The organism is Streptomyces sp. 2-1, from assembly GCF_048564895.1.
GTDB classification, from domain to species: Bacteria; Actinomycetota; Actinomycetes; order Streptomycetales; family Streptomycetaceae; genus Streptomyces; species Streptomyces phaeochromogenes.
In genome coordinates this window covers 8,500,513-8,522,690 of sequence record NZ_CP183383.1, presented here as the reverse complement: position 1 = coordinate 8,522,690, position 22,178 = coordinate 8,500,513, and the positions used below count along the sequence as shown (strand labels likewise).

General features: G+C 67.8%; 14 protein-coding genes. 4 read left to right on the top strand and 10 right to left on the bottom strand.

Annotated features, from left to right (window positions below; translation table 11 throughout):
• The first annotated feature begins 277 nt into the window (after nt 1–277).
• Both ACN20J_RS37545 and ACN20J_RS37540 read left to right on the top strand, forming a co-directional pair.
• A complete protein-coding gene (locus ACN20J_RS37545) occupies nt 278–1,504 on the top strand; it encodes a thiolase family protein (protein ID WP_055616739.1) in 1,227 nt (408 codons plus the stop codon).
• On the top strand, nt 1,501–3,627 hold the full coding sequence (locus ACN20J_RS37540) for a 3-hydroxyacyl-CoA dehydrogenase NAD-binding domain-containing protein (protein ID WP_419667615.1): 2,127 nt from the start codon (nt 1,501–1,503) through the stop codon (nt 3,625–3,627). Before ACN20J_RS37545 ends, ACN20J_RS37540 begins: the two co-directional genes overlap by 4 nt.
• A 271-nt stretch (nt 3,628–3,898) precedes the next feature.
• On the opposite strand, the gene ACN20J_RS37535 is transcribed toward ACN20J_RS37540, so the two are convergent.
• Complete coding sequence (locus tag ACN20J_RS37535; protein WP_189841368.1) at nt 3,899–4,918, bottom strand: hypothetical protein; 1,020 nt, start codon at nt 4,916–4,918, stop codon at nt 3,899–3,901.
• Between the two features lie 69 nt (nt 4,919–4,987).
• On the opposite strand from ACN20J_RS37535, the gene ACN20J_RS37530 reads away from it, so the two are divergent.
• On the top strand, nt 4,988–5,362 hold the full coding sequence (locus ACN20J_RS37530; RefSeq protein ID WP_189841263.1) for an NTP pyrophosphohydrolase: 375 nt from the start codon (nt 4,988–4,990) through the stop codon (nt 5,360–5,362).
• Between the two features lie 236 nt (nt 5,363–5,598).
• Here ACN20J_RS37530 and ACN20J_RS37525 read toward each other — a convergent pair whose 3' ends face one another.
• From ACN20J_RS37525 to ngcE, 9 genes are all read right to left on the bottom strand, one after another.
• Nucleotides 5,599–7,122, bottom strand: coding sequence for an amino acid permease (locus tag ACN20J_RS37525; RefSeq protein ID WP_361920489.1), 1,524 nt, complete (start codon nt 7,120–7,122; stop codon nt 5,599–5,601).
• A gap of 159 nt (nt 7,123–7,281) precedes the next feature.
• Nucleotides 7,282–9,201, bottom strand: a complete 1,920-nt coding sequence (gene dxs / locus ACN20J_RS37520; RefSeq protein WP_189841261.1) for a 1-deoxy-D-xylulose-5-phosphate synthase — start codon at nt 9,199–9,201, stop codon at nt 7,282–7,284.
• A 238-nt stretch (nt 9,202–9,439) separates the two neighbouring features.
• The gene (locus ACN20J_RS37515) at nt 9,440–10,732 is read right to left on the bottom strand and encodes a sugar ABC transporter permease (protein ID WP_189841260.1); all 1,293 of its coding nucleotides are present in this window, start codon (nt 10,730–10,732) and stop codon (nt 9,440–9,442) included.
• Entirely contained in the window at nt 10,729–11,520 is a 792-nt protein-coding gene (locus ACN20J_RS37510) for an ATP-binding cassette domain-containing protein (RefSeq protein WP_189841259.1), read from the bottom strand. The genes ACN20J_RS37515 and ACN20J_RS37510 overlap by 4 nt, the downstream gene beginning before the upstream one ends.
• Nucleotides 11,521–11,739: 219 nt before the next feature.
• The gene (locus ACN20J_RS37505) at nt 11,740–12,843 is read right to left on the bottom strand and encodes a substrate-binding domain-containing protein (RefSeq protein WP_189841367.1); all 1,104 of its coding nucleotides are present in this window, start codon (nt 12,841–12,843) and stop codon (nt 11,740–11,742) included.
• Between the two features lie 133 nt (nt 12,844–12,976).
• Nucleotides 12,977–14,176: an ROK family transcriptional regulator gene (locus ACN20J_RS37500; RefSeq protein WP_055614337.1), complete on the bottom strand. Its 1,200-nt coding sequence runs from the start codon at nt 14,174–14,176 to the stop codon at nt 12,977–12,979.
• Between the two features lie 195 nt (nt 14,177–14,371).
• A complete protein-coding gene (locus ACN20J_RS37495; RefSeq protein ID WP_189841258.1) occupies nt 14,372–15,292 on the bottom strand; it encodes a carbohydrate ABC transporter permease in 921 nt (306 codons plus the stop codon).
• A gap of 37 nt (nt 15,293–15,329) precedes the next feature.
• Nucleotides 15,330–16,259 carry a carbohydrate ABC transporter permease gene (locus tag ACN20J_RS37490; protein WP_055614335.1) on the bottom strand — a complete coding sequence of 310 codons (930 nt, stop codon included), beginning with the start codon at nt 16,257–16,259 and terminating at the stop codon, nt 15,330–15,332.
• A 94-nt stretch (nt 16,260–16,353) separates the two neighbouring features.
• Nucleotides 16,354–17,799, bottom strand: a complete 1,446-nt coding sequence (gene ngcE, locus ACN20J_RS37485) for an N-acetylglucosamine/diacetylchitobiose ABC transporter substrate-binding protein (RefSeq protein WP_189841256.1) — start codon at nt 17,797–17,799, stop codon at nt 16,354–16,356.
• Nucleotides 17,800–18,314: 515 nt separating this feature from the next.
• Here ngcE and ACN20J_RS37480 point away from each other — a divergent pair.
• The gene (locus ACN20J_RS37480; protein ID WP_419667614.1) at nt 18,315–22,154 is read left to right on the top strand and encodes a GH92 family glycosyl hydrolase; all 3,840 of its coding nucleotides are present in this window, start codon (nt 18,315–18,317) and stop codon (nt 22,152–22,154) included.
• Nucleotides 22,155–22,178: the final 24 nt, after the last annotated feature.

The following is a 22,178-nucleotide window of genomic DNA, read 5'->3' as shown; positions in this document are numbered from 1 at the left end:
GGGTTCGTATGGGGGTGCGGGTGCGTCGTGGGTTGTTGCGCAGTTCCCCGCGCCCCCAAAAGACAAAAGCAGGGGCGCAGCCCGCTTTCAGGGGCGCGGGGAACCGCGCGAGCAGCCACCACGCACCCGCCGAGCCGCTGAAAGCCGTGTGACCTTCGCCGCTCCCCGCTGTGGGACTGGGCAGGGTGGTTACCCGCAAGTAGCATGGGAGGTGAGCGCGCGCTCAGGGCGTGTGTGTCGCGCAGCAGTGCCATCCCGCATCTGGAGGAGAGCCATCGTGCCTCGTACCGTCAGGGACGTCGTCTTCGTCGACGGCGTCCGCACCCCGTTCGGCAAGGCGGGCCCGAAGGGCATCTACCACGAGACCCGTGCCGACGACCTCGTCGTGAAGGCGATCCGGGAGCTGCTGCGCCGCAACCCCGGTCTCGACCCGAAGAAGATCGACGAGGTCGCCATCGCCGCGACCACGCAGATCGGCGACCAGGGCCTGACGCTGGGCCGCACGGCCGGAATCCTGGCCGGGCTGCCGCAGTCCGTGCCGGGTTACTCGATCGACCGCATGTGTGCCGGTGCGCTGACCGCGGTCACCTCGACCGCCGGCTCCATCGCGTTCGGCGCGTACGACGCCGTCATCGCCGGTGGTGTCGAGCACATGGGCCGCCACCCCATGGGCGAGGGCGTGGACCCGAACCCGCGGTTCGTCAGCGAGAAGCTGGTCGACGAGTCCGCCCTGTTCATGGGCATGACCGCCGAGAACCTGCACGACCGCTACCCGCACATCACCAAGCAGCGCACCGACGAGTACGCCGTGCGCTCGCAGGAGAAGGCGGCCAAGGCCTACGCGGACGGCAAGATCCAGGCCGACCTGGTCCCGATCTCCGTACGCCGTACGAACGCGGAGGCCGGTGAGACGGGCTGGGGCCTGGTCACCGCCGACGAGCCGATGCGCCCGGGGACCACCCTGGAGAACCTGGCCGGTCTGAAGACGCCGTTCCGTGTGCACGGGCGGGTCACCGCCGGTAACGCGGCCGGTCTGAACGACGGCGCCACCGCCTCGATCATCGCGTCCGAGGACTTCGCCCGCGAGAACAACCTGCCGGTCAAGATGCGCCTGGTCTCGTACGCCTTCGTGGGCGTCGAGCCCGAGGTGATGGGCTACGGCCCGATCCCGGCCACGGAGAAGGCGCTGGCCAAGGCCGGTCTCTCCATCGAGGACATCAACCTCTTCGAGATCAACGAGGCCTTCGCCATCCAGGTCCTCGCGTTCCTCGACCACTACGGCATCGCCGACGACGACGCGCGCGTCAACCAGTACGGCGGCGCCATCGCGTACGGCCACCCGCTGGCCTCCTCCGGCGTCCGGCTGATGACTCAGCTGGCCCGCCAGTTCGAGGAGCAGCCGGAGGTCCGTTACGGCCTCACCACCATGTGCGTCGGCTTCGGCATGGGCGCCACGGTGATCTGGGAGAACCCGCACCACAAGGACGCCGGAGGCGACAAGTGAGCACCACTGAACTCCTGAAGGGCGCGGCCGAGCTGTTCCCCGACGAGGTCGTGACGTCGGCGCACGTACGCCACCTCGACCTGCCGTTCGGCGCCGGGCGCTTCGCGCTCGTCACGCTCGACAACGGCCTCGACCACACCAAGCCGACCACCTTCGGCCCGGCCTCGCTGGCGAACCTCGACGCCGCGATCGACCAGGTCGAGAAGGAGGCCGCGGCCGGCGAGATCATCGGCGTCGGTGTCACCGGCAAGCCGTTCATCTTCGCGGTCGGCGCGGACCTCAAGGGCGTCGAGCTCCTGAAGGACCACAAGGACGCGCTGGCCATCGGCAAGGGCGGCCACGAGGTCTTCAAGCGTCTCTCGGCCCTCTCGGTCCCGACCTTCGCGTACTACAACGGCGCGGCCATGGGCGGCGGTGTCGAGGTCGGTCTGCACTGCACCTACCGGACCGTCTCGAAGGCCCTGCCGGCCTTCTCGCTGCCCGAGGTGTTCCTGGGCCTGGTCCCGGGCTGGGGCGGCTGCACGCTGCTCCCGAACCTCATCGGCGCCGAGCGCGCGGTGAGCGTGATCATCGAGAACTCGCTCAACCAGAACAAGCAGCTCAAGGGCCAGCAGGTCTTCGACCTGGGCATCGCCGACGCCCTCTTCGAGGGTGCGGACTTCCTGGAGCAGTCGCTGATCTGGACCGCCCAGGTGCTGAAGGGTGACGTCAAGGTCGAGCGTCCGGCGATCGACCGCGGCGAGTCCTGGGACCAGGCCGTCGCCAAGGGCCGCTTCGTCGCGGACAGCAAGGTGCACGGGGCGGCCCCGGCCGCGTACCGCGCGCTGGACATCATCGCCGCGGCGAAGAACGGTGACCTGCAGCAGGGTTACGACGCCGAGGACGTGGCCCTCGCCGACCTGATCATGGGTGGCGAACTGCGCGCCGGCATCTACGCGTTCAACCTCGTGCAGAAGCGCGGCAAGCGTCCCGCGGGTGCCCCGGACAAGTCGCTGGCGCGTCCGGTCACCAAGGTCGGTGTCGTGGGCGCCGGTCTGATGGCCTCACAGCTCGCCCTGCTCTTCCTGCGCCGCCTCGAAGTGCCGGTCGTGCTGACCGACATCGACCAGGAGCGCGTCGACAAGGGTGTGGGGTACGTCCACGCCGAGATCGAGAAGCTGCTCGGCAAGGGCCGGATCAACCAGGACAAGGCCAACCGCCTGAAGGCCCTGGTCACCGGTGTGCTGGACAAGGCCGAGGGCTTCTCCGACGCCGACTTCATCATCGAGGCCGTCTTCGAGGAGATCGGCGTCAAGCAGCAGGTGTTCGCGGAGGTCGAGGCGGTCGCCCCGGCGCACGCGATCCTCGCCACCAACACGTCCTCGCTGTCGGTCACCGAGATGGCGTCGAAGCTGAAGAACCCCGAGCGGGTCGTGGGCTTCCACTTCTTCAACCCGGTCGCGATCCTGCCGCTGCTTGAGATCGTGCGGGGCGAGGCCACGGACGACGCCTCCCTGGCCACGGCCTTCGCCGTCGCCAAGAAGCTGAAGAAGACCGCGGTTCTGGTGAAGGACGCCCCGGCGTTCGTCGTGAACCGCATCCTCACGCGCTTCATGGGCGAGATCCAGAACGTCATCGACGAGGGCACGTCCGTCGAGGTCGCGGAGAAGGCGGTGGAGCCGCTGGGTCTGCCGATGTCTCCTCTCGTCCTCCTTGAGCTGGTCGGTCCGGCGATCGGTCTGCACGTCTCCGAGACGCTGAACCGGGCCTTCCCGGAGCGGTTCACTGTCTCCCCGAACCTTGCGGCCGTCGTCAAGGCGGGCAAGCGGGGCTTCTACGTGTACGACTCCGGGAAGCCGGAGTTGGACCCGGAGGTCGCGGCGCTGCTGAAGCAGGGCGAGGTCGTGCTGACCGAGGAGCAGGTGCGCGAGCGGGTCCTCGACGCGGTTGCCCAGGAGATCGGGCTCATGCTCGACGAGGGTGTCGTGGCCGAGGCCCAGGATGTCGACCTGTGCCTGATCACTGGTGCCGGCTGGCCCTTCCACCTGGGTGGGATCACTCCCTACCTGGACCGTGAGGGTGTCTCCGAGCGGGTCAACGGGAAGCCGTTCCTGGCGCGGGGTGTGGCGAGCGTCCCGGCGTAACCGCTGCGCTGCGCTTGCGAGTGCCCCGCCCGCCTCCTTGGCGCGCGGGGCATTCGGCGTCCATCCCTGGCCAGACGTTTTTCGCCCCCGCCGCCCCTACCCATTCCCGTCCCTTTTCAGGGGCCAGCCCCCGAACCCCCGCTCCTCAAACGCCGGAGAGGCTGAATTTCAGCCCGTCCGGCGTTTGAGGACGAGCGCGTTCAGCGTGATGCGGGGGTTTGGGGGCGGCAGCCCCCAAGGGACGGGAATGGGTAGGGGCGGCGGGGGCGGATCAAATGGTGTGCCAGGCCTCCAGGGCCAAGCCTGGCTCCTCCTTGCGGCGGGTCAGGAGGAGTTGGCCGGTGGACGGCTGGAGGGTGGCCGCCGTGATGCGGTCCTCGTGGTCCCGGCTCAGGGACAGTTGGACGTCCGCCGGGAGCTGAGGGCCCGACTCGGTCCACCAGGCCCCCGCCGACTCCTGCTCGGTCGGATAGGCGGCGAAGGCGACCCGGCCGCTCAGGGACCGCTGGGCGAGCAACGTACAGTCGACCCCGTCGAGCGTGCAGCGAATCGCGGACACCGGCCCCGGCCCGGCACAGGTCAGAAGCGCCACGGGCTCACTCCCGGCCCGCCACGCACACACCGTGTCCGTCTCGTCCGTGAAGAAGAGAGTCACGTGCTCTTCGGAGGTGGTGAGCGCCCGCAACGTGCCCGGCCGCGCCGCCACCTTGAGCGGCTCCTCGTCGAGCGCGGGGATGTGGCCGGGGCCCAGCTGGGTCCAGCGCAGGATGCCCGCGGGCGAGGCCGCGTACAGCTCGACGAGCCCCGACGCCCGGGTCACGGCGGCCAGTTCGCCCTCGACCTCACGGCCCTTGAGGTCGCGCCACGGGCCCCACCCGCCGCGTTCCTTCTGGCCGCGCATGCTGACGCCGCCACCCCTGTTGGGTACGAAGACATGGGCGCGGCCCTGGGCGTCGACCGTGACGGCCGGTACGCCGGTCGCCTCGCCCTTCTTGTTGGGATGCCCGAGGGGATTCCAGTCGAGGGCCGCGAGATGGGGCCGGAAGTGCGTGGCGTGGACGAGCCCCGACTCCTGCCCGCCGGTGGGACGCCAGGACACCAGATGGGCGTAACCGTCGGTGCCCTGCCCCACGGCGAGCGCGGGGTGGACACGCTGCTCGCCGCCGACCGTACGGGGCGCCGACCAGGCGCCGCCCGGGTGCTGCTCGGCCCAGCACCACACCGCTTCCTCACGCGGAGCGTAGGCGCCGAGTCTGCCGTCCCGGCCGCGTATGAGCCAGTCACCGTTCACTGTGCGGACCATTGACACTCCCCCACTCTAATCGGGTCGTGTGATCCCCCTCCGTGCGACCCTGGCCACATGGACGCCCCGCTGCTCGTGATCGTCGACGCCGCCAATGTGGTCGGATCCGTGCCCGACGGCTGGTGGCGCGACCGCCGGGGCGCCGCAGAGCGCCTGCGGGACCTGCTCGTCCCGTACGCCACCGACGGGCTGCCGGGGCGCCCGGGCCCCCTTGAGCTGGTCCTCGTGGTCGAGGGAGGCGCTCGCGGCATCGCCTCCGTCCCGGGCGTACGGGTCGACGAGGCGCCCGGCAGCGGCGACGACCGCATCGTGGAAGTGACCGCCGAAGCCGCGGACCGCCCACGCCTGGTGGTCACGGCCGACCGTGAACTGCGCCGCCGGGTGACCGAGTTGGGCGCGGAGGTCACGGGCCCACGCACGGTCCGCCCCTAACACCGCACACGGCCCCCACTCGCCCGCACCCCCGCCCAGCCCCTGGGAGCCACCTCACACGCGCGTGCAGCACCGCCTCGCCCAACCATGCCCACTTGCTCGTACCGTGCCGTCAGGAGCCGCCGTGGCAACGGCAGTCAGCGAGCCCACCGCACGCGGTCCGGCCCCGCAGTCCACGCCGGAGCGGGACGTACGGGGCCGGTTGATCGCGAGGGTCGGTCGAACGCGAAGGTCGGTTACTCGGTGTCTCCGCGCTGCGGCTTGACGGTATCGACGGCCACGGCCTCCTCGCCGCGTCCGAGACGGCTGTGAGAGCGGCCGTACAGGAAGTACACGAGGAAGCCGATCGCCATCCAGATGCCGAACCGCAGCCAGGTCTCGGCCGGCAGGTTGAGCATCAGCCACAGCGAGGCGAGGACGGAGACGATCGGCAGGAACGGCACCAGGGGGGTGCGGAAGGAGCGGGGCAGTTCGGGACGGGTGCGGCGGAGGATGATCACGCCGATCGCGACGACGACGAACGCGAACAGCGTGCCGATGTTGACCAGTTCGGCGAGCTCGCTGAGGCTGGTGAAGCCCGCGAGGATGGCGATGATCACGCCGAGCAGGATGGTCGGCCGGTGCGGGGTCTTGAAGCGCGGGTGGACGTGCGAGAAGAAGCGCGGCAGCAGTCCGTCGCGGCTCATCGCGAAGAAGACCCGGGTCTGGCCGAGGAGCAGGATCATGCAGACCGTCGTGAGGCCGACGGCGGCGCCGAAGCTGATGAAGCCCGCGAACCAGGGATGCCCGGTGGCCTTGAACGCGTCGGCGAGCGGGGCGTCCACGGAGAGCTTTGTGTAGTGCTGCATACCGGTCACGACGATCGCCACCGCGACGTACAGCGTGGTGCAGATGATCAGTGAGCCGAGGATGCCGCGCGGCATGTCCCGCTGTGGGTTACGGGTCTCCTCGGCGGCCGTGGCCACGACGTCGAAGCCGATGAAGGCGAAGAAGACGACGGAGGCGGCGGTGAAGATGCCCATCACGCCGAAGTTGGAGGGGGCCCAGCCGAACATCAGCTGGATGAGCGGGGACTGGAGATCGCCGCCCGCCGGCACCTCCTGTGCCTTCGGGATGAACGGGTCGTAGTTGTCGCTCGTGATGAAGAAGGCACCGGCGATGATGACGACGAGGACGACGGTGACCTTGATGGCGACGACGACCGCGGTGATCCGGGCGGAGAGCTTCATGCCGATCACGAGGATGCCGGTGAGGACCAGCACGAGGGCGGCGGCGAGGATGTCGAAGCCGAAGCCGTCGGCCCCCTCCCTCCCGGTGAGGGAGGCCGGCAGGTGCCAGCCCGCGTTGTCCAGCAGCGAGGCGATGTAGCCGGACCAGCCGACGGCGACCACCGCCGTGCCGAGCGCGAACTCCAGCACGAGGTCCCAGCCGATGATCCAGGCGGGCAGTTCCCCGAGCGAGGCGTACGAGAACGTGTATGCCGAGCCGGCCACCGGGACGGTGGAGGCGAACTCGGCGTAGCAGAGCGCGGCGAGCGCGCAGACGACCCCGGCGACGACGAAGGCCAGGGCTACGGCGGGACCGGCGTTGTTCTTGGCGACCGTGCCGGTCAGGACGAAGATGCCGGTGCCGATGATGACACCGACGCCGAAGACGGTCAGATCCAGCGCGGACAAGGATTTCTTGAGCGCGTGCTCTGGCTCCTCGGTATCGAGGATGGACTGTTCGACCTTCTTCGTCCTGAAGAGGGTGCTGCTCACGGCGTACCTCCCACGCTTGTCGTCCTCGACATGATCGAGAGGGGGCGTGGTCCGTATGCCCCGGCGCGGCAGGTTTCACGCTAATGGGCCGGTTTCACCACCGTAAAGGGTGTGGAAACCGGCCCACTCGGCCGTGTCGGTCGCGTGCGACCGGGCGTGTCAGTCGCGGGCGGACTCCACCGTGGCGTGGGGCTGCTCGAACCGGCCGTCGAGCTTGGAGACGAGGCCGGTGACCTGCCGGGCGATGTCCGGTGCGGTCAGCCCGATCTCGGCCAGCACCTCCTTGCGGGAGGCGTGGTCGAGGAAGCGGGGCGGGATGCCGAAGTCGCGCAGCGGTACGTCCACGCCCGCGTCGCGCAGGGCCTGGGCGACGGCCGAACCGACACCGCCGACCCGGGAGTTGTCCTCGACGGTGACGACCACGCGGTGCTGCTCGGCGAGCGGGGCCATGGCCTCGTCGACGGGCTTGACCCAGCGCGGGTCGACGACGGTCGTGGAGATGCCCTGCTTGTCGAGGAGGCCGGCGATCTCCAGGCACATCGGCGCGAGGGCGCCGACGGAGACGAGCAGCACGTCCGGGGCGTCGGTGCCCGGCTCGCGCAGGACGTCCATGCCGCCGATCCGGCCCACCGCGGGTACGGCGGGGCCGACCGCGCCCTTGGAGAAGCGGACCACGGTCGGCGCGTCGGTGACCTCGACTGCCTCGCGGAGCTGCGCGCGGACCTGGTCGGCGTCGCGCGGGGCGGCCAGCCGCAGCCCGGGGACGACCTGGAGGATCGACATGTCCCACATGCCGTTGTGGGAGGCGCCGTCGGTGCCGGTGATGCCGGCCCGGTCGAGGACGAAGGTGACCCCGCACTTGTGCAGCGCCACGTCCATCAGGACCTGGTCGAAGGCGCGGTTGAGGAACGTCGCGTAGACGGCGAAGACGGGGTGCAGGCCGCCGGTGGCGAGGCCGGCCGCCGAGACGGCCGCGTGCTGCTCGGCGATGCCGACGTCGTACACCCGGTCCGGGAAGGCCTTGGCGAACTTGTCGAGGCCGACCGGCTGGAGCATGGCGGCCGTGATGGCGACGACGTCCTGGCGCTCCTTGCCGAGCTTGACCATCTCCTCGCCGAAGACGGACGTCCAGTCGGCGCCGGAGGACGCGATCGGCAGGCCCGTGTCGGGGTGGATCTTGCCGACGGCGTGGAAACGGTCCGCCTCGTCCTGGAGGGCGGGCTGGTAGCCGCGGCCCTTCTCGGTGAGGCAGTGCACGATGACGGGGCCGCCGAAGCGCTTGGCGCGGACGAGCGCCGACTCCAGTGCCTCGATGTCGTGGCCGTCGATGGGGCCGACGTACTTCAGGCCCAGGTCCTCGAACATGCCCTGCGGGGCGATGAAGTCCTTGAGGCCCTTCTTGGCGCCGTGCAGGGTCTCGTAGAGCGGCTTCCCGACGACGGGCGTGCGCTCCAGGATGTCCTTGCCGCGGGCCAGGAACCGCTCGTAGCCGTCGGTGGTGCGCAGGGTCGCCAGGTGGTTGGCGAGGCCGCCGATCGTGGGGGCGTACGACCGCTCGTTGTCGTTGACGACGATGACGAGGGGGCGGTCCTTGGCGTCGGCGATGTTGTTGAGCGCCTCCCAGGCCATGCCGCCGGTGAGGGCTCCGTCGCCGATGACGGCGACGACGTGGTCCTCTTTTCGGAGGACCTCGTTGGCTTTCGCGAGGCCGTCGGCCCAGCCGAGGACCGTGGAGGCGTGCGAGTTCTCGATGACGTCGTGCTCGGACTCCGCCTGCGAGGGGTAGCCGGACAGGCCGCCCTTCATCTTCAGCTTCGAGAAGTCCTGGCGGCCCGTGAGCAGCTTGTGCACATAGGACTGGTGCCCGGTGTCCCAGAGGATTCTGTCCTTCGGGGACTCGAAGACGCGGTGCAGCGCGATGGTGAGCTCCACGACACCGAGGTTCGGGCCGAGGTGGCCGCCGGTCTTGGAGACCTCTTCGACGAGGAAGGTCCGGATCTCGCCTGCCAGCTGGTCCAGCTGCTCCAGGCTGAGCCGGTCCAGATCGCGCGGTCCCCTGATGCGGGTCAGCAGCGGCACCCGTGCCTCCTTGCAGTAGAGCTGATCGAGCTTTGCCGGGTCTGTCGAGTCTAATGTTCCGCCTTTCACGGCGGCGGCCGGGCTGTGCGTCGTACGTCACGCGTTCGGCCGTAAAACATCTCGCCCACGGCTCCCGCCACCAAACGCACACGGACAGACGAAAGTGCCCGACACCGCCATTGGTGTCGGGCACTTGTCCGAAGGGGGCTTCGCCCCACGACCGTCAGACCATGAACCGCTACGCGCGGCCCGCCGTCTTCTGGGTCTTCCGGGTGATCGAGTCGATGACGACCGTGGCCAGAAGCACACCCCCGGTGATCATGTACTGAACCGGCGTGGCGATGCCCTCGAGGGCCAGCCCGTACTGGATCGACGTGATCACCATGACACCGAGCAGCGCGTTCCACGTACGCCCGCGCCCACCGAAGAGGCTGGTGCCACCGATGACCGCCGCCGCGATGACGTTCATCAGAAGGTCACCCGCACCGGCGCTCTGGTTGGCCGCCGCGATCTTCGAGGACCAGAACAGACCGCCCACCGCGGCGAAGAAGCCCGCGATGGCGAAGACCGAGACCCGTACCGCCGTGACGTTGATACCGGCACGACGGGACGCCTCGACGCTGCCGCCGAGCGCGAAGATCTTGCGGCCGTAGGTCGTGCGGCGCAGCACGAAGTCCGTGATCACCAGGACCAGGACGAAGAGCAGCAGCGCCAGGGGCAGACCCTTGTACTGGTTGAACATGATCGCCGCGGCGAAGGCGACGACCGCGAGGATCGCCGTGCGCACCACGATGTCGATGAGCGGCCGGGCCGGGATGCCCGCCGCCTCACGACGGCGGCTGTCCAGGAACGAGGTGACGAAGAAGAGCACCACCGCGACCACCGCGAGCCCGTAGGCGGCCGCGACGTCCGAGAAGTAGTACGTGGTCAGCTTGCCGACCACGCCGTCGCCGTCGAGGTTGATCGTGCCGTTCTCGCCCAGGATCTGGAGCATGAAGCCGAGCCAGAACAGCAGGCCGGCCAGGGTGACCGCGAACGCGGGCGCGCCGATCCTGGCGAAGAAGAAGCCGTGGATCGCGCCGATGGCCGCACCGCTCGCGAGAGCGATGAGGACCGACAGCCACTCGTTCACGCCGTGCGTGACGCTGAGCACCGCGGTGATGGCACCCGCCACACCGCTGACCGAGCCGACCGACAGGTCGATCTCGCCGAGCAGCAGCACGAAGATGATGCCGACGGACATCATGCCGGTGGCGACCATCGCGACGGCGATGTTGTTGAGGTTCTCGGCCGAGAGGAAGGCCGAGTTGAGGCTCTGGAAGATGACGCAGATGACGATCAGACCGACGACGACCGGGATCGAGCCCAGGTCACCGGCACGCATCTTCCGCTTGAACTCGTCGAAGTAACCGGCGAAGCCCCGCTCGCGCACCAGCAGCCGGGGGTCGACGGCGACATCGGCGCCGGCGGCGGCCTCGGGGTTCTCGACGACGTGGTCCTCGGGAGTGGCGGAGGTCTTGTCGATGCTCACTTCTGAGCCTCCCCGTTGCTGCGCGCCGCACGACGGGTCACGGCGTTGTCCGTGGCACCGGTGATGGCGGAGATGATCTCTTCCTGCGAGGTGGTCTTGACCTCGAACACGCCGTTGTTGCGGCCGAGCCGGAGCACGGCCACCTTGTCGGCGACGGCCTTGACGTCGGCCATGTTGTGGCTGATGAGCAGGACCGCGTGGCCGCGCTCGCGCAGCCGCTCGACCAGGTCGAGGACCTGGGCGGTCTGCTCGACACCGAGGGCCGCGGTGGGCTCGTCGAGGATGACCAGCTTGGGCGCGCCGAGCATGGAGCGGGCGATGGCCACCGTCTGGCGCTGACCGCCGGAGAGCGAGGCGATCGGGATGCGCACGCTGGGGATGCGGATCGACAGCGTCTGGAGCAGCTCGCGGGAGCGGCGCTCCATCTCGACCTCGTCCAGGACGCCGCGCTTCTGCAGCTCGCGGCCCAGATAGAGGTTCCCGACGACGTCGATGTTGTCGCACAGCGCGAGGTCCTGGTAGACGGTCGCGATGCCCAGGTTCTGGGCGTCGTGCGGCTTGTTGATCTGGACGGTCTTGCCGTCCCATTCGATGACGCCCTCATCGATGGGGTGCACGCCGGCGATCGTCTTCACCAGCGTGGATTTTCCGGCGCCGTTGTCGCCGACCAGGGCGACCACCTCGCCGGCGTGGACCTCGAGCTCTACGTCGGTGAGCGCCTGGACGGCACCGAACCGCTTCGAGACCCCGCGCAACGCCAGGACAGGCGTAGCGGACACGTTAACCATCTCCTTCGCCGCCTGACCCGGCGGGAGGTTGTGCAGAAGAATTGGGGGAGGGAGGAAGGATTCCGTCCGGCGCCCCGCCCTAGCTTGCGGGGCTGGTGGTTGCGGGGCGCCGGAGGAGCTTCTGGTGCGCGAGTCCCGGAATGGATTCCTTGCGGGAATCAAGCCTCGTACGGGAATCCGTTGGCGAATTCCCGTACGGGGCAAGGGACTTGCGTGTGACTACTCGAGACCGATCTTGGTGCAGGCGGCCTTGAACTTCGCCGTGCAGATCTCGTCGAGGGTGTAGATGCCGTCCTTGATGACGGTGTCGTTGATGTTGTCCTTGGTCAGCGACACGACGGGGACGAGCACCGACGGGACGCCCTTGGTGGTCGGGCTGTCGACCGAGTCCTTGGCGATGGAGTCGAGCTTCTCGCCCTTGGCGAGGGCGACGGCCATCTCCGCGGCGACGTCCGCCTCCTGCGGGTAGGGCTTGTAGACGCTCATGTACTGCTCGCCCGAGACGATGCGCTGCACACCGGCGAGCTCGGCGTCCTGACCGGTGACCGGCGGCAGCGGGGTGACGCCCGCGGCCTTCAGGGCGGTGATGATGCCGCCCGCCATGCCGTCGTTGGCGGAGTAGACGCCGACGATCTTGGTCTTGCCGATCGCGGAGATCGCGCCTTCCATGTTGGCGTTGGCGTTCTCCGGCTTCCACTCCTTGGTGTCGTACGACTTCGCGATGTCGACCTTGCCCTCGAGCTCGGACAGCGCGCCCTTCTTGAAGAGGGCGGCGTTCGGGTCGGTGACCGCGCCGTTCATCATGACGATCTTCGCGGAGGGCTTCGCCTTGTCGCCCAGGGCCGTCAGAAGCGCCTTGCCCTGGACGCGGCCGACCTCTTCGTTGTCGAAGGAGGTGTAGGCGTCGATCGGGCCCTCGGCCAGACGGTCGTACGCGACGACGGGGATGCCGGCGTCCTTGGCCTTCTTCACGCCGTTGGCGATGGCCTTGGAGTCCACCGCGTCCACGATCAGCACGTCCACCTTGTTGGTGATCATCGTGTCGACCTGCTGGGACTGCGTGGTGGCGTCCTGCTTGGCGTTGGCGTAGACGATCTCGCCCTTGTTGTTCGTGAGCTCCTTGACCTTCTTCTCGATCAGGGGCTTGTCGAACTTCTCGTACCGAGCGGTCTGGTTCTCCGGAAGGAGGAGGCCGACCTTGATGGCGTCACCCTTGGCCGCGGACTTCGTGCTGTCACTGTCGCTTGCCTCGTCGGCACTGCCACAGGCAGCCAGCGAGACAGCCATCGCACCTGCGGCAACAGCAAAGGCGGCGCGACGCATACGCGTATTCACTTCAGAAACCTCCCTGACGAGGCCGCGACGTTGCGGCCGAGGTGGCTGGAAGTCAACTCGGCCACAAGTGCGACGTCAAGAAGTAAATCCTTAACGAGATGGCAACGGTGCCATCCGTTCTCTAAGTGAAGGCAGGCGTGGCGGTGGTGAGCGAACCGTCCAAAAGGGTCGAATCGCCCATCTCGCTGAGTGCGAGAGCGAGCGCCCCTAGGACTTCCGCCCGGCCGCCAAGTGCCCCTGGCAGAACGGATAGTTGACGTGCCGCACTGGGGATCGCATAGCGGCCGACGGACTCCCTTATGGGTCCGAGCACGAGCTCTCCGGCCTCGGCGAGATCACCGCCGAGAACCACCCGGCTCGGGTTGAGCAAGTTGCAGAGATTGGCGACTCCACTGCCGATGTGTCGGCCGACGTCGGCGATCACCCGACGGCAGCCAGGGTCTCCGTCCCTCGCCAGTCGTACGACACCTTCCATGGTCAGGTCCGTGCCGTGGCTGGACTGCAGGAGCGGCAGCACGTAGCGCGCCGCCGCGAAGGTCTCCAGGCAGCCCCGGTTGCCGCAGCGACAGACCGGGCCGGACTCATCAAGAGTAATATGCCCGATTTCTCCCGCTGTGCCACCCGGGCCACGGTAGATCTTGCCGCTGATCACGAGTCCGGCGCCGACACCGCTCGCGACCTTGATGTACGCCAGGTCCCGTACGCCCCTGCCGCTGCCCCAGACGAGTTCGCCGAGGGCTCCCAGGTTGGCGTCGTTGTCGACGTGCACGGGCACGCCCAGCCGTCCGCCCAGCTCCTCGGCGGGTTTGGTGCCGGTCCAGCCCGGCAGGATCGCGGTGGAGCCGAGCGTCCCGGACTCCACGTCGATCGGCCCCGGCACGCCGAGACCGACGCCCGCGATCTTCGTACGGTCCACGCCGGTGGCCGCGATCAGGCGGTTGACCAGCTGTTCCGCCCGGTCGAAGCCCTGTGCGGCGGAGGCGTCCACATCGAGTGGCTCGGACTCCTCGGCGAGCACCTGATGGGCGAGGTTGCCGACCGCGACGCGCAGATGCGTGTGCCCGAAGTCGACGCCGATCACGATGCCGGCATCTCCGCTGAGACTGACGCTGCGGGCCCTTCGGCCGCCCGCCGAGGTCGGGGTGACCTCGACCGTCCCGCCGTCCTTCAGCTCCCGAACGATATTGGAGACCGTGGCCGCGGACAGGCCCGTCGTCCTCGCGATCTCGGCCTGCGTGAGCGACCCGGCCAGGCGCACCGCACGTACGACCCGTTCGAGATTGGCTCGGTGCAGCGACGACTGCGACCCCGGAGTCTCCACGACGACCTCCTGCGTACGGGGTCGCCTCAGTGAGACCCCGTCTATGTCCAACTAGTGAACTCTAAGCTGAGCCGTTGGGGTTGCCTCCCGTCAAGAGGTTGAGCAAGAGAGGGGCGCGCCCGCGCCCGCACACACCAGGGTGGCCCCGGCTCCAATCCGGGACCACCCTCGCAAACCGAACCGACGGCCGAACCGTTACTTGAGCGCGCCCGCGGTGAGTCCTTGGACGACCTGGCGCTGGAAGACGATGTACGCGGCGAGCACCGGCAGCATCGCCATCACGAGGCCTGCGAAGAGGCCGGACCAGTCACCCTTGTAGCCCTGGCTGACGGCCAGCTGGACGAGGCCCTGGGTGAGCACCTTCCGGTCCGGTTCGGTGTTGAGCACCGTCGGCAGCATGTACTGGTTCCACTGCCCCAGGAAGTTGAAGATGCCGACGCTGATCAGACCGGGCTTGGCCATCGGCAGCATCACCTGGAAGAACGTCCTGGTGTGCGAGGCGCCGTCCACGAAGGCCGCCTCGGCCACCGAGCTCGGCAGCGTACGGAAGAAGGCCGTCATGAAGAACACGGTGAACGGCAGCGAGTACGCGATGTAGACCAGGATCAGTCCGGGCAGCGTGTTCAGCAGCGACAGGTTCTGCATGACGTAGAACAGCGGGACCAGCGCCAGGATGATCGGGAAGCTCATTCCTCCGATGAAGAGGAAGTAGATGAAGCGGTTCCCGGGGAAGTCGAAGCGCGCGAGGACGTACGCCGCCATGGAGCCCAGGAGCATGGTGCCGAGGAGCGAGAAGCCCACCACGATCACCGTGTTGAGGAAGTAGTCGCTCATGTTCGCCGAGGTCCAGGCGCGCGACCAGTTCTCGAAGTGCAGCCTGTCGGGCAGCGCCCAGGGCGAGCTGAAGATGTCCCGGTCCGTCTTGAACGAGGTCATCACCGCCCACAGCAGCGGCAGGACGACCATGAACGCCCAGAGGATGAGCATGCCGTGCGAGAAGAAGTTGAGGACCCTGCCCTCGGTGGCCTTCGCCGGCGGCGTGCGTGCGACCGTCACCTCGGTGACGGGCGGTCGCTCCCCGGCGGTGTCGACGGGAGGCGTCTCGGTCGTCTTCACTCGTGTCCTCCTCGCGGCTCGGTCAGCTCGGTCCGCATCAGTACTCCAGCCGCTCACGTCGGCCGAGCCTCATCACGACGGCCACGAAGAGCAGCGTCAGGACGAGCAGGGCGACACCGATCGTCGTCGCGTAGGCGGCCTGGCCGTCACGGAACGCCTTCTGGTAGACGTACAGCGGCAGGACGGTCGTCGAATAGTCGGGGCCTCCGCCGTTCGGCCCCACGGTCATGATCTGCACGACCGCGAAGGACTCGGCTCCGAGCGCCAGAATGCCCATATAGGCCCAGCCGGACTGCACGGTGTCCCAGAGCAGCGGCAGGGTGATCTTGAAGAATGTCGTGATGCGGTTCGCGCCGTCCAGCAGTGCGGCTTCGTAGTAGTCCTTGGGAATTGAGGCCATTCCGGCGGAGAACAGCACCACGAAGAAGCCGACGGTGGACCAGACGAGAACGGCGAAAACGCACCACAGGGCGAGGTCCGGATCGCCGAGCCAGTCGGGCTGGACACTGTCCAGGCCCACCGCCTTCAAAGCGGAATTGAGTGCGCCGCTGTTGGGGTTGTAGGCGAACTGGAACAGCAGGGCGACGATCGCGATCGACAGCACCTGCGGAAAGAAATAGACGATCTTGTAGAACGAGGACCCACGGACGCCCGCGATCGCCGCGTTCTTCCGGCGCCGTCCGCCGACATTGAGCATGAAGGCGAAGAACAACGCCAGGGTGAGCGTCACCAACGGCAGCAGCAGGACGAACGTCACGCTGTGCTGGAAGGACTTCCAGAAGACCTCGTCGTCGAGAATTCTGCTGTAGTTCTTGAAGCCCACCATCTTGAATTCCGGACTCAGACCGCTCCAGTCCGTGAACGAATAGTAGATGGACTGGATGAAGGGCCAGATCACGAACAGGGCGTAGATGCCCAGGGGGGTCGCCAAGAACCCCACGATGAAACGGTATTTACCGTGTTGCATTTCCTACCGACCCGATCTTCCCGCGGGAACCGCCGCCGATGCCACGCATCGAGAGCCGGGGACCCCGGTCACCGCCCGGGGCCCCCGGCCGAGCTCACTGGTGCTTGTAGTGCTGGATGGAGTCGTCCTTGGCCGCTTCGTCGGCGTAACCCTGGATCTTCTTGATGGCCTCGGCCGGGGTGAGCCGACCCGCCATCATCTCGCCGAGGCCGCCGACGCCGATCTTCTCCTTCTGCAGCGCCACGTACCAGTCCTGGATGCGCGGGTTGACCACGTTGTCGCCGGCCTTCTCCAGGGCCGCGACACCGGACTTGAGGCCCGGGGTCAGGTCGATGCCGTCGGTGCCACCGTTGAACGCGGTCAGCGACTTGACGGACTCGGTGAAGTTCTTCGACGAGGCCTCGCTGAGCATGATGCGCAGCTGCTCCATGCCGCCGTCGGTGTTCTTGGCCTTGGCGGGGACGATGAAGGGCTCGCCGCCGGACGCCCAGATGGTGCCGAAGGGCATCTTGTCCGAGCTGTCGATGCCGGTGGGCGCGGACACCGCGAGGTTGAAGTCCTTCGGCATCGTCTTCGCCGCCTCGTTCTCCACCCAGGAGCCGTTCGGGATGAAGAGCGCCTTGCCCTCGGTCCAGGCGGTCTGGGACTGGATGTGGTCCAGGCCCGGCGTGCCCTTGAGGATGTAGCCCTTCTTGTACAGCTCGTAGTACGCCTCGAAACAGGTCTTGACCGCCGGGTTCTTCCAGGCGTTCGGCTCGAGGTTGTCGATGGCGTCGAGGACCTCGGTGCCGCCGACCTTGGCGATCATCGGGTAGAGCGAGAAGGGGAGGTAGTACGGGTGCTTGCCCGCGTATGTCCAGCCCGCCATGCCCTTCTTCTTCGCCTTCGCGCAGACCGCGAGCATCTCGTCCCAGGTCTCCGGGTACGTGGCGTCGAGGGAGTCCAGCGCCTTCTGGGAGTACCACACGCCGTAGACGGTGTACGCGTAGTACATGATCCAGACCGGGTCGCCGTCGAACTGGCCCATCTCGACGATGCCGGGGCGCAGCGTGTCGCGGACCTTCTTGCTCGGGTCGTCGACGGAGGCCGCGTCCAGCAGGGGCGTGAGGTCCGCGAGCTGCTTCTTGCCCACGAGGACGCCCATGTCCATCTGCTCGGCACCTGAGTTGTCGATCAGGTCCGGCGGGGTTCCCTGGTTGAAGCGCGGCTGCAGGACCGACTGGATCTTCTGGGTCGAGGAGAACTTGACCTTCGCCTTCGGGAAGTTCTTCTCGTAGACCGCCTTGGCGTCCTCGGCGTATTTCGTGCCGAAACCGCCGTCGAAGATGACGATCTCCAACGGTGCGGTCTCATTGACGGCGAGCGGGTTCTCCTTGGTCTTCTTGCCCTTGTCGACCTTTTCGTCGCTGCCACTGTCACTGCTGGCACACGCCGACAGAAAACTCATCGTGGGTACGGAAATCAGGCCGAGCGCAGCGGACCGCTTGATCAGATCGCGGCGGCCGATACCCTCACGGTTGTTGGCGGAAGTGGATCCCATGCTCAAGTCCTCGCCTTCATCAGGACTCAGGCGGTGAACCGGACCCTCCCCGGCACCGCGGGTTGTTGAAGCTGGGGTCGTGCGCTTGTCAAGCACCGGGATCAGCGGGAATGCACGACGCCCGGCATGCGCCGCGCCCCCTCTTCCCCGTGGCCATTCATCTGTCCGCGGCCCGTCGAACGACTGGGCGGACGCCGACAGGTATAGTCCACTTCCCGCCAGCTGAGCAAGATCGAATGCACGGTTGGCCGACACTCTTTCCCGAAGTGAGACCTCGCGGAAATATCAGCTGCCCGCAGGTCCGCCGCCACAGTGAGCGATCAGGGGACGATCAGCGCCCGAACAGGAAGCCGACAGGCGAGCCCTCCGGCAGACCATTGGGTCAGGCGCGACCAATACCCCCATACGCCACGTCCAACACCCTTGACATCCCTGACCACTTGACTCCCTACTGGACCTGCGCAGCAAATATGACAACGTTGTCCAGGCGCACGTGACAGGGAGGGTGCTGGCGCATGCACCACAGATCTCGGCAAGGATCTCCGCACAGATCTCGGATCAGGGCACGGCACGGATGGGGTTCCACGGCGGTCCTCGGAGCGACCGCCCTCGCGCTGGTGGTGGCCTCGCAGGGCGCCGCGATCGCCCGTCCGGCCGAAGCCGCCGCCGCGGACCGCGAGTTCGGTTCCTCCTTCGAGGCGGGTGAACCAGCACCCGACTGGCTGAATACGGTCGACACCGCGGCCGATGGTTCGAAGCGTTCGTCGGGTGTCGACGGCGGCTTCAGCACGGGCATTCCCGGCAATGTGACCGAGCACGTCACGGACGTCAGTGCGAGCGGCGAGAACTCGGGCTCGGGCGAGGTGAAGGAGAACCTCGTCGACGTCGAGCCCGGCACCAAATGGCTGACCTTCGCGCCCACCGGCTGGGTGGAGTTCGAGCTGGACGCCCCGGTGAAGCTGGTGACGTACGCGCTCACGTCGGCCAACGACCACGACGAGCGCGACCCGGTCGACTGGACCTTCCAGGGGTCCACGGACGGCAAGGACTGGAAGACCCTCGACACCCGCTCCGGCGAGTCCTTCGGCGAGCGCTTCCAGACGAAGTCGTACGACCTCGCGGAGCCCGCGGAGTACCAGCACTTCCGGCTCGACATCACCAAGAACAACGGCGCTTCGGACGCCACTCAACTCGCCGACGTGCAGTTCTCGACGGGCGGCGGCGCGGAGCCGACGCCCAAGGACATGCTGTCGCTGGTGGACCGCGGCCCGAGCGGCTCCCCGACCGCGAAGTCCGGCGCGGGCTTCACGGGCAAGAAGGCCCTCCGGTACGCGGGCACCCACAAGGCGGACGGCCGCGCCTACTCGTACAACAAGGTCTTCGACGTGAACGTGGCCGTGGGCCGCGACACCGAGCTGGCCTACCGGGTCTTCCCGTCGATGGCGGACGGCGACCGGGACTACGACGCCACGAACGTGTCGGTGGACCTGGCCTTCACGGACGGCACCTATCTGAGTGACCTGCGCGCCCAGGACCAGCACGGCTTCCCGCTGACTCCGCAGGGCCAGGGCGCCTCGAAGGTGCTGTACGTCAACCAGTGGAACAACGTCGTGTCGCGGATCGGCTCGGTCGCGGCCGGCCGGACGGTCGACCGGATCCTGGTCGCGTACGACTCCCCGAAGGGGCCCGCGAAGTTCCGCGGCTGGCTGGACGACGTGAAGCTGAGCGTGCAGAAGCCCGAGAAGCCGAAGGCGCACCTCTCGGACTACGCGTCCACCACGCGCGGCACCAACTCCAGCGGCGGCTTCTCCCGCGGCAACAACTTCCCGGCGACGGCCGTGCCGCACGGCTTCAACTTCTGGACGCCGGTGACGAACGCGGGTTCGCTCAGCTGGCTCTACGACTACGCGCGCGCGAACAACGCGGACAATCTGCCGACCATACAGGCGTTCAGCGCGAGCCATGAGCCGAGCCCGTGGATGGGTGACCGGCAGACCTTCCAGGTGATGCCGTCGGCCGCGTCCGGCACCCCGGAGACGGGCCGCACCGCCCGCGCGCTGCCCTTCAAGCACGAGAACGAGACGGCACGCCCGTACTACTACGGGGTGCGGTTCGAGAACGGGCTGAAGACGGAGATGGCGCCGACGGACCACGCGGCAGCCATGCGCTTCACCTACCCCGGCGACGACGCGAGCGTCGTCTTCGACAACGTCACCGACCAGGCGGGCCTCACCCTCGACAAGGAGAACGGGACCTTCACGGGCTACTCGGACGTGAAGTCCGGCCTGTCGACGGGCGCCACCCGCCTCTTCGTGTACGGAGTCTTCGACGCCGAGGTCGCCGAGGGCAGCTCGGCCGGTGTGAAGGGCTATCTGAAGTTCAAGGCGGGCGAGGACCGCACGGTCACGCTCCGCCTGGCCACGTCCCTGATCAGCATCGACCAGGCCAAGGACAACCTCCGTCAGGAAATCCCGGACGGCACGTCCTTCGACGCGGTCAAGTCGAGCGCCCAGAAGCAGTGGGACAAGATCCTCGGCAAGGTCGAGGTCGAGGGCGCGACACCGGACCAGCTGACGACCCTGTACTCCAGCCTCTACCGGCTGTACCTGTACCCCAACTCCGGCTTCGAGAAGGTCGGTGGGAAGTACCAGTACGCCTCGCCGTTCTCGCCGATGCCAGGACCGGACACCCCGACGCACACCGGCGCGAAGATCGTCGACGGCAAGGTGTACGTCAACAACGGTTTCTGGGACACCTATCGGACGACCTGGCCGGCCTACTCGCTCCTGACGCCCGGTCAGGCGGGTGAGATGGTCGACGGGTTCGTGCAGCAGTACAAGGACGGCGGCTGGACCTCGCGCTGGTCCTCGCCCGGCTACGCGGACCTGATGACCGGCACCTCCTCCGACGTGGCGTTCGCGGACGCGTACGTGAAGGGGGTCGACTTCGACGCGAAGTCGGCGTACGACGCGGCGGTCAAGAACGCCACCGTCGTGCCGCCTTCCTCGGGCGTGGGCCGCAAGGGCATGGCGACCTCGCCGTTCCTCGGCTACACGAGCACCGACACGCACGAGGGCCTGTCGTGGGCACTTGAGGGCTACCTCAACGACTACGGCATCTCGAAGATGGGCCAGGCCCTCTACAGGAAGACGGGCGAGAAGCGCTACAAGGAGGAGGCCGAGTACTTCCTCAACCGCGCCCAGGACTACGTCAACCTCTTCGACGACAAGGCCGGCTTCTTCCAGGGCCGTGACGCCAAGGGTGACTGGCGGGTCGAGTCGTCCAAGTTCGACCCGAGGGTGTGGGGTTACGACTACACCGAGACGAACGGCTGGGGCTACGCCTTCACCGCGCCCCAGGACTCCCGCGGCCTCGCCAACCTGTACGGCGGACGCTCCGGGCTCGCGGAGAAGCTCGACACGTACTTCGCGACGCCAGAGACCGCCTCGCCCGAGTTCGTCGGGTCGTACGGGGGCGTCATCCACGAGATGACCGAGGCGCGTGACGTACGGATGGGCATGTACGGGCACTCCAACCAGGTCGCCCACCATGTCAACTACATGTACAACGCGGCGAGTCAGCCCTGGAAGACGCAGAAGAACGTCCGCGAGGTGCTGTCCCGGCTCTACACCGGCAGCGAGATCGGGCAGGGCTACCACGGCGACGAGGACAACGGCGAGCAGTCGGCCTGGTTCCTCTTCTCCTCGCTCGGCTTCTACCCGCTGGTGATGGGCAGCGGCGAATACGCCGTCGGCTCACCGCTGTTCACCAAGGCGACCGTGCACCTGGAGAACGGCAAGAAGCTGGTCGTGAAGGCGCCGAAGAACAGCGCGAAGAACGTCTACGTGCAGGGCCTGAAGGTCAACAGCAAGGCCTGGACGAAGACTTCGCTCCCCCACTCGATCATCTCCCGTGGTGGCGTGCTGGAGTTCGACATGGGGTCCAAGCCGTCCTCGTGGGGCACCGGGAAGAACGCGGCGCCCGTCTCGATCACCGAGGACGACAAGGTGCCGTCGCCCCGCGGCGATGTCATCAAGGGCGAGGGCGAGTTGTTCGACAACACCTCGGCGACGAACGCGACTGTCGAGTCGGTGGACCTGCCGACCGCCGACCGGGCCAAGGCCGTTCAGTACACGCTGACTTCGGCCGAACGCTCCAAGGCCCCCCAGGGCTGGGTCCTCCAGGGCTCGTCCGACGGGACCACGTGGAAGGACCTCGACAAGCGGTCCGGCCAGTCCTTCACCTGGGACCGGCAGACACGGGCGTTCTCGGTCTCGGCGCCCGGGTCGTACACCAAGTACCGGCTGGTCCTCGACGGTGAGGCGACGCTGGCGGAGGTGGAACTGCTGAGCTGACGCTCGGCACGGCTCGACAGCACG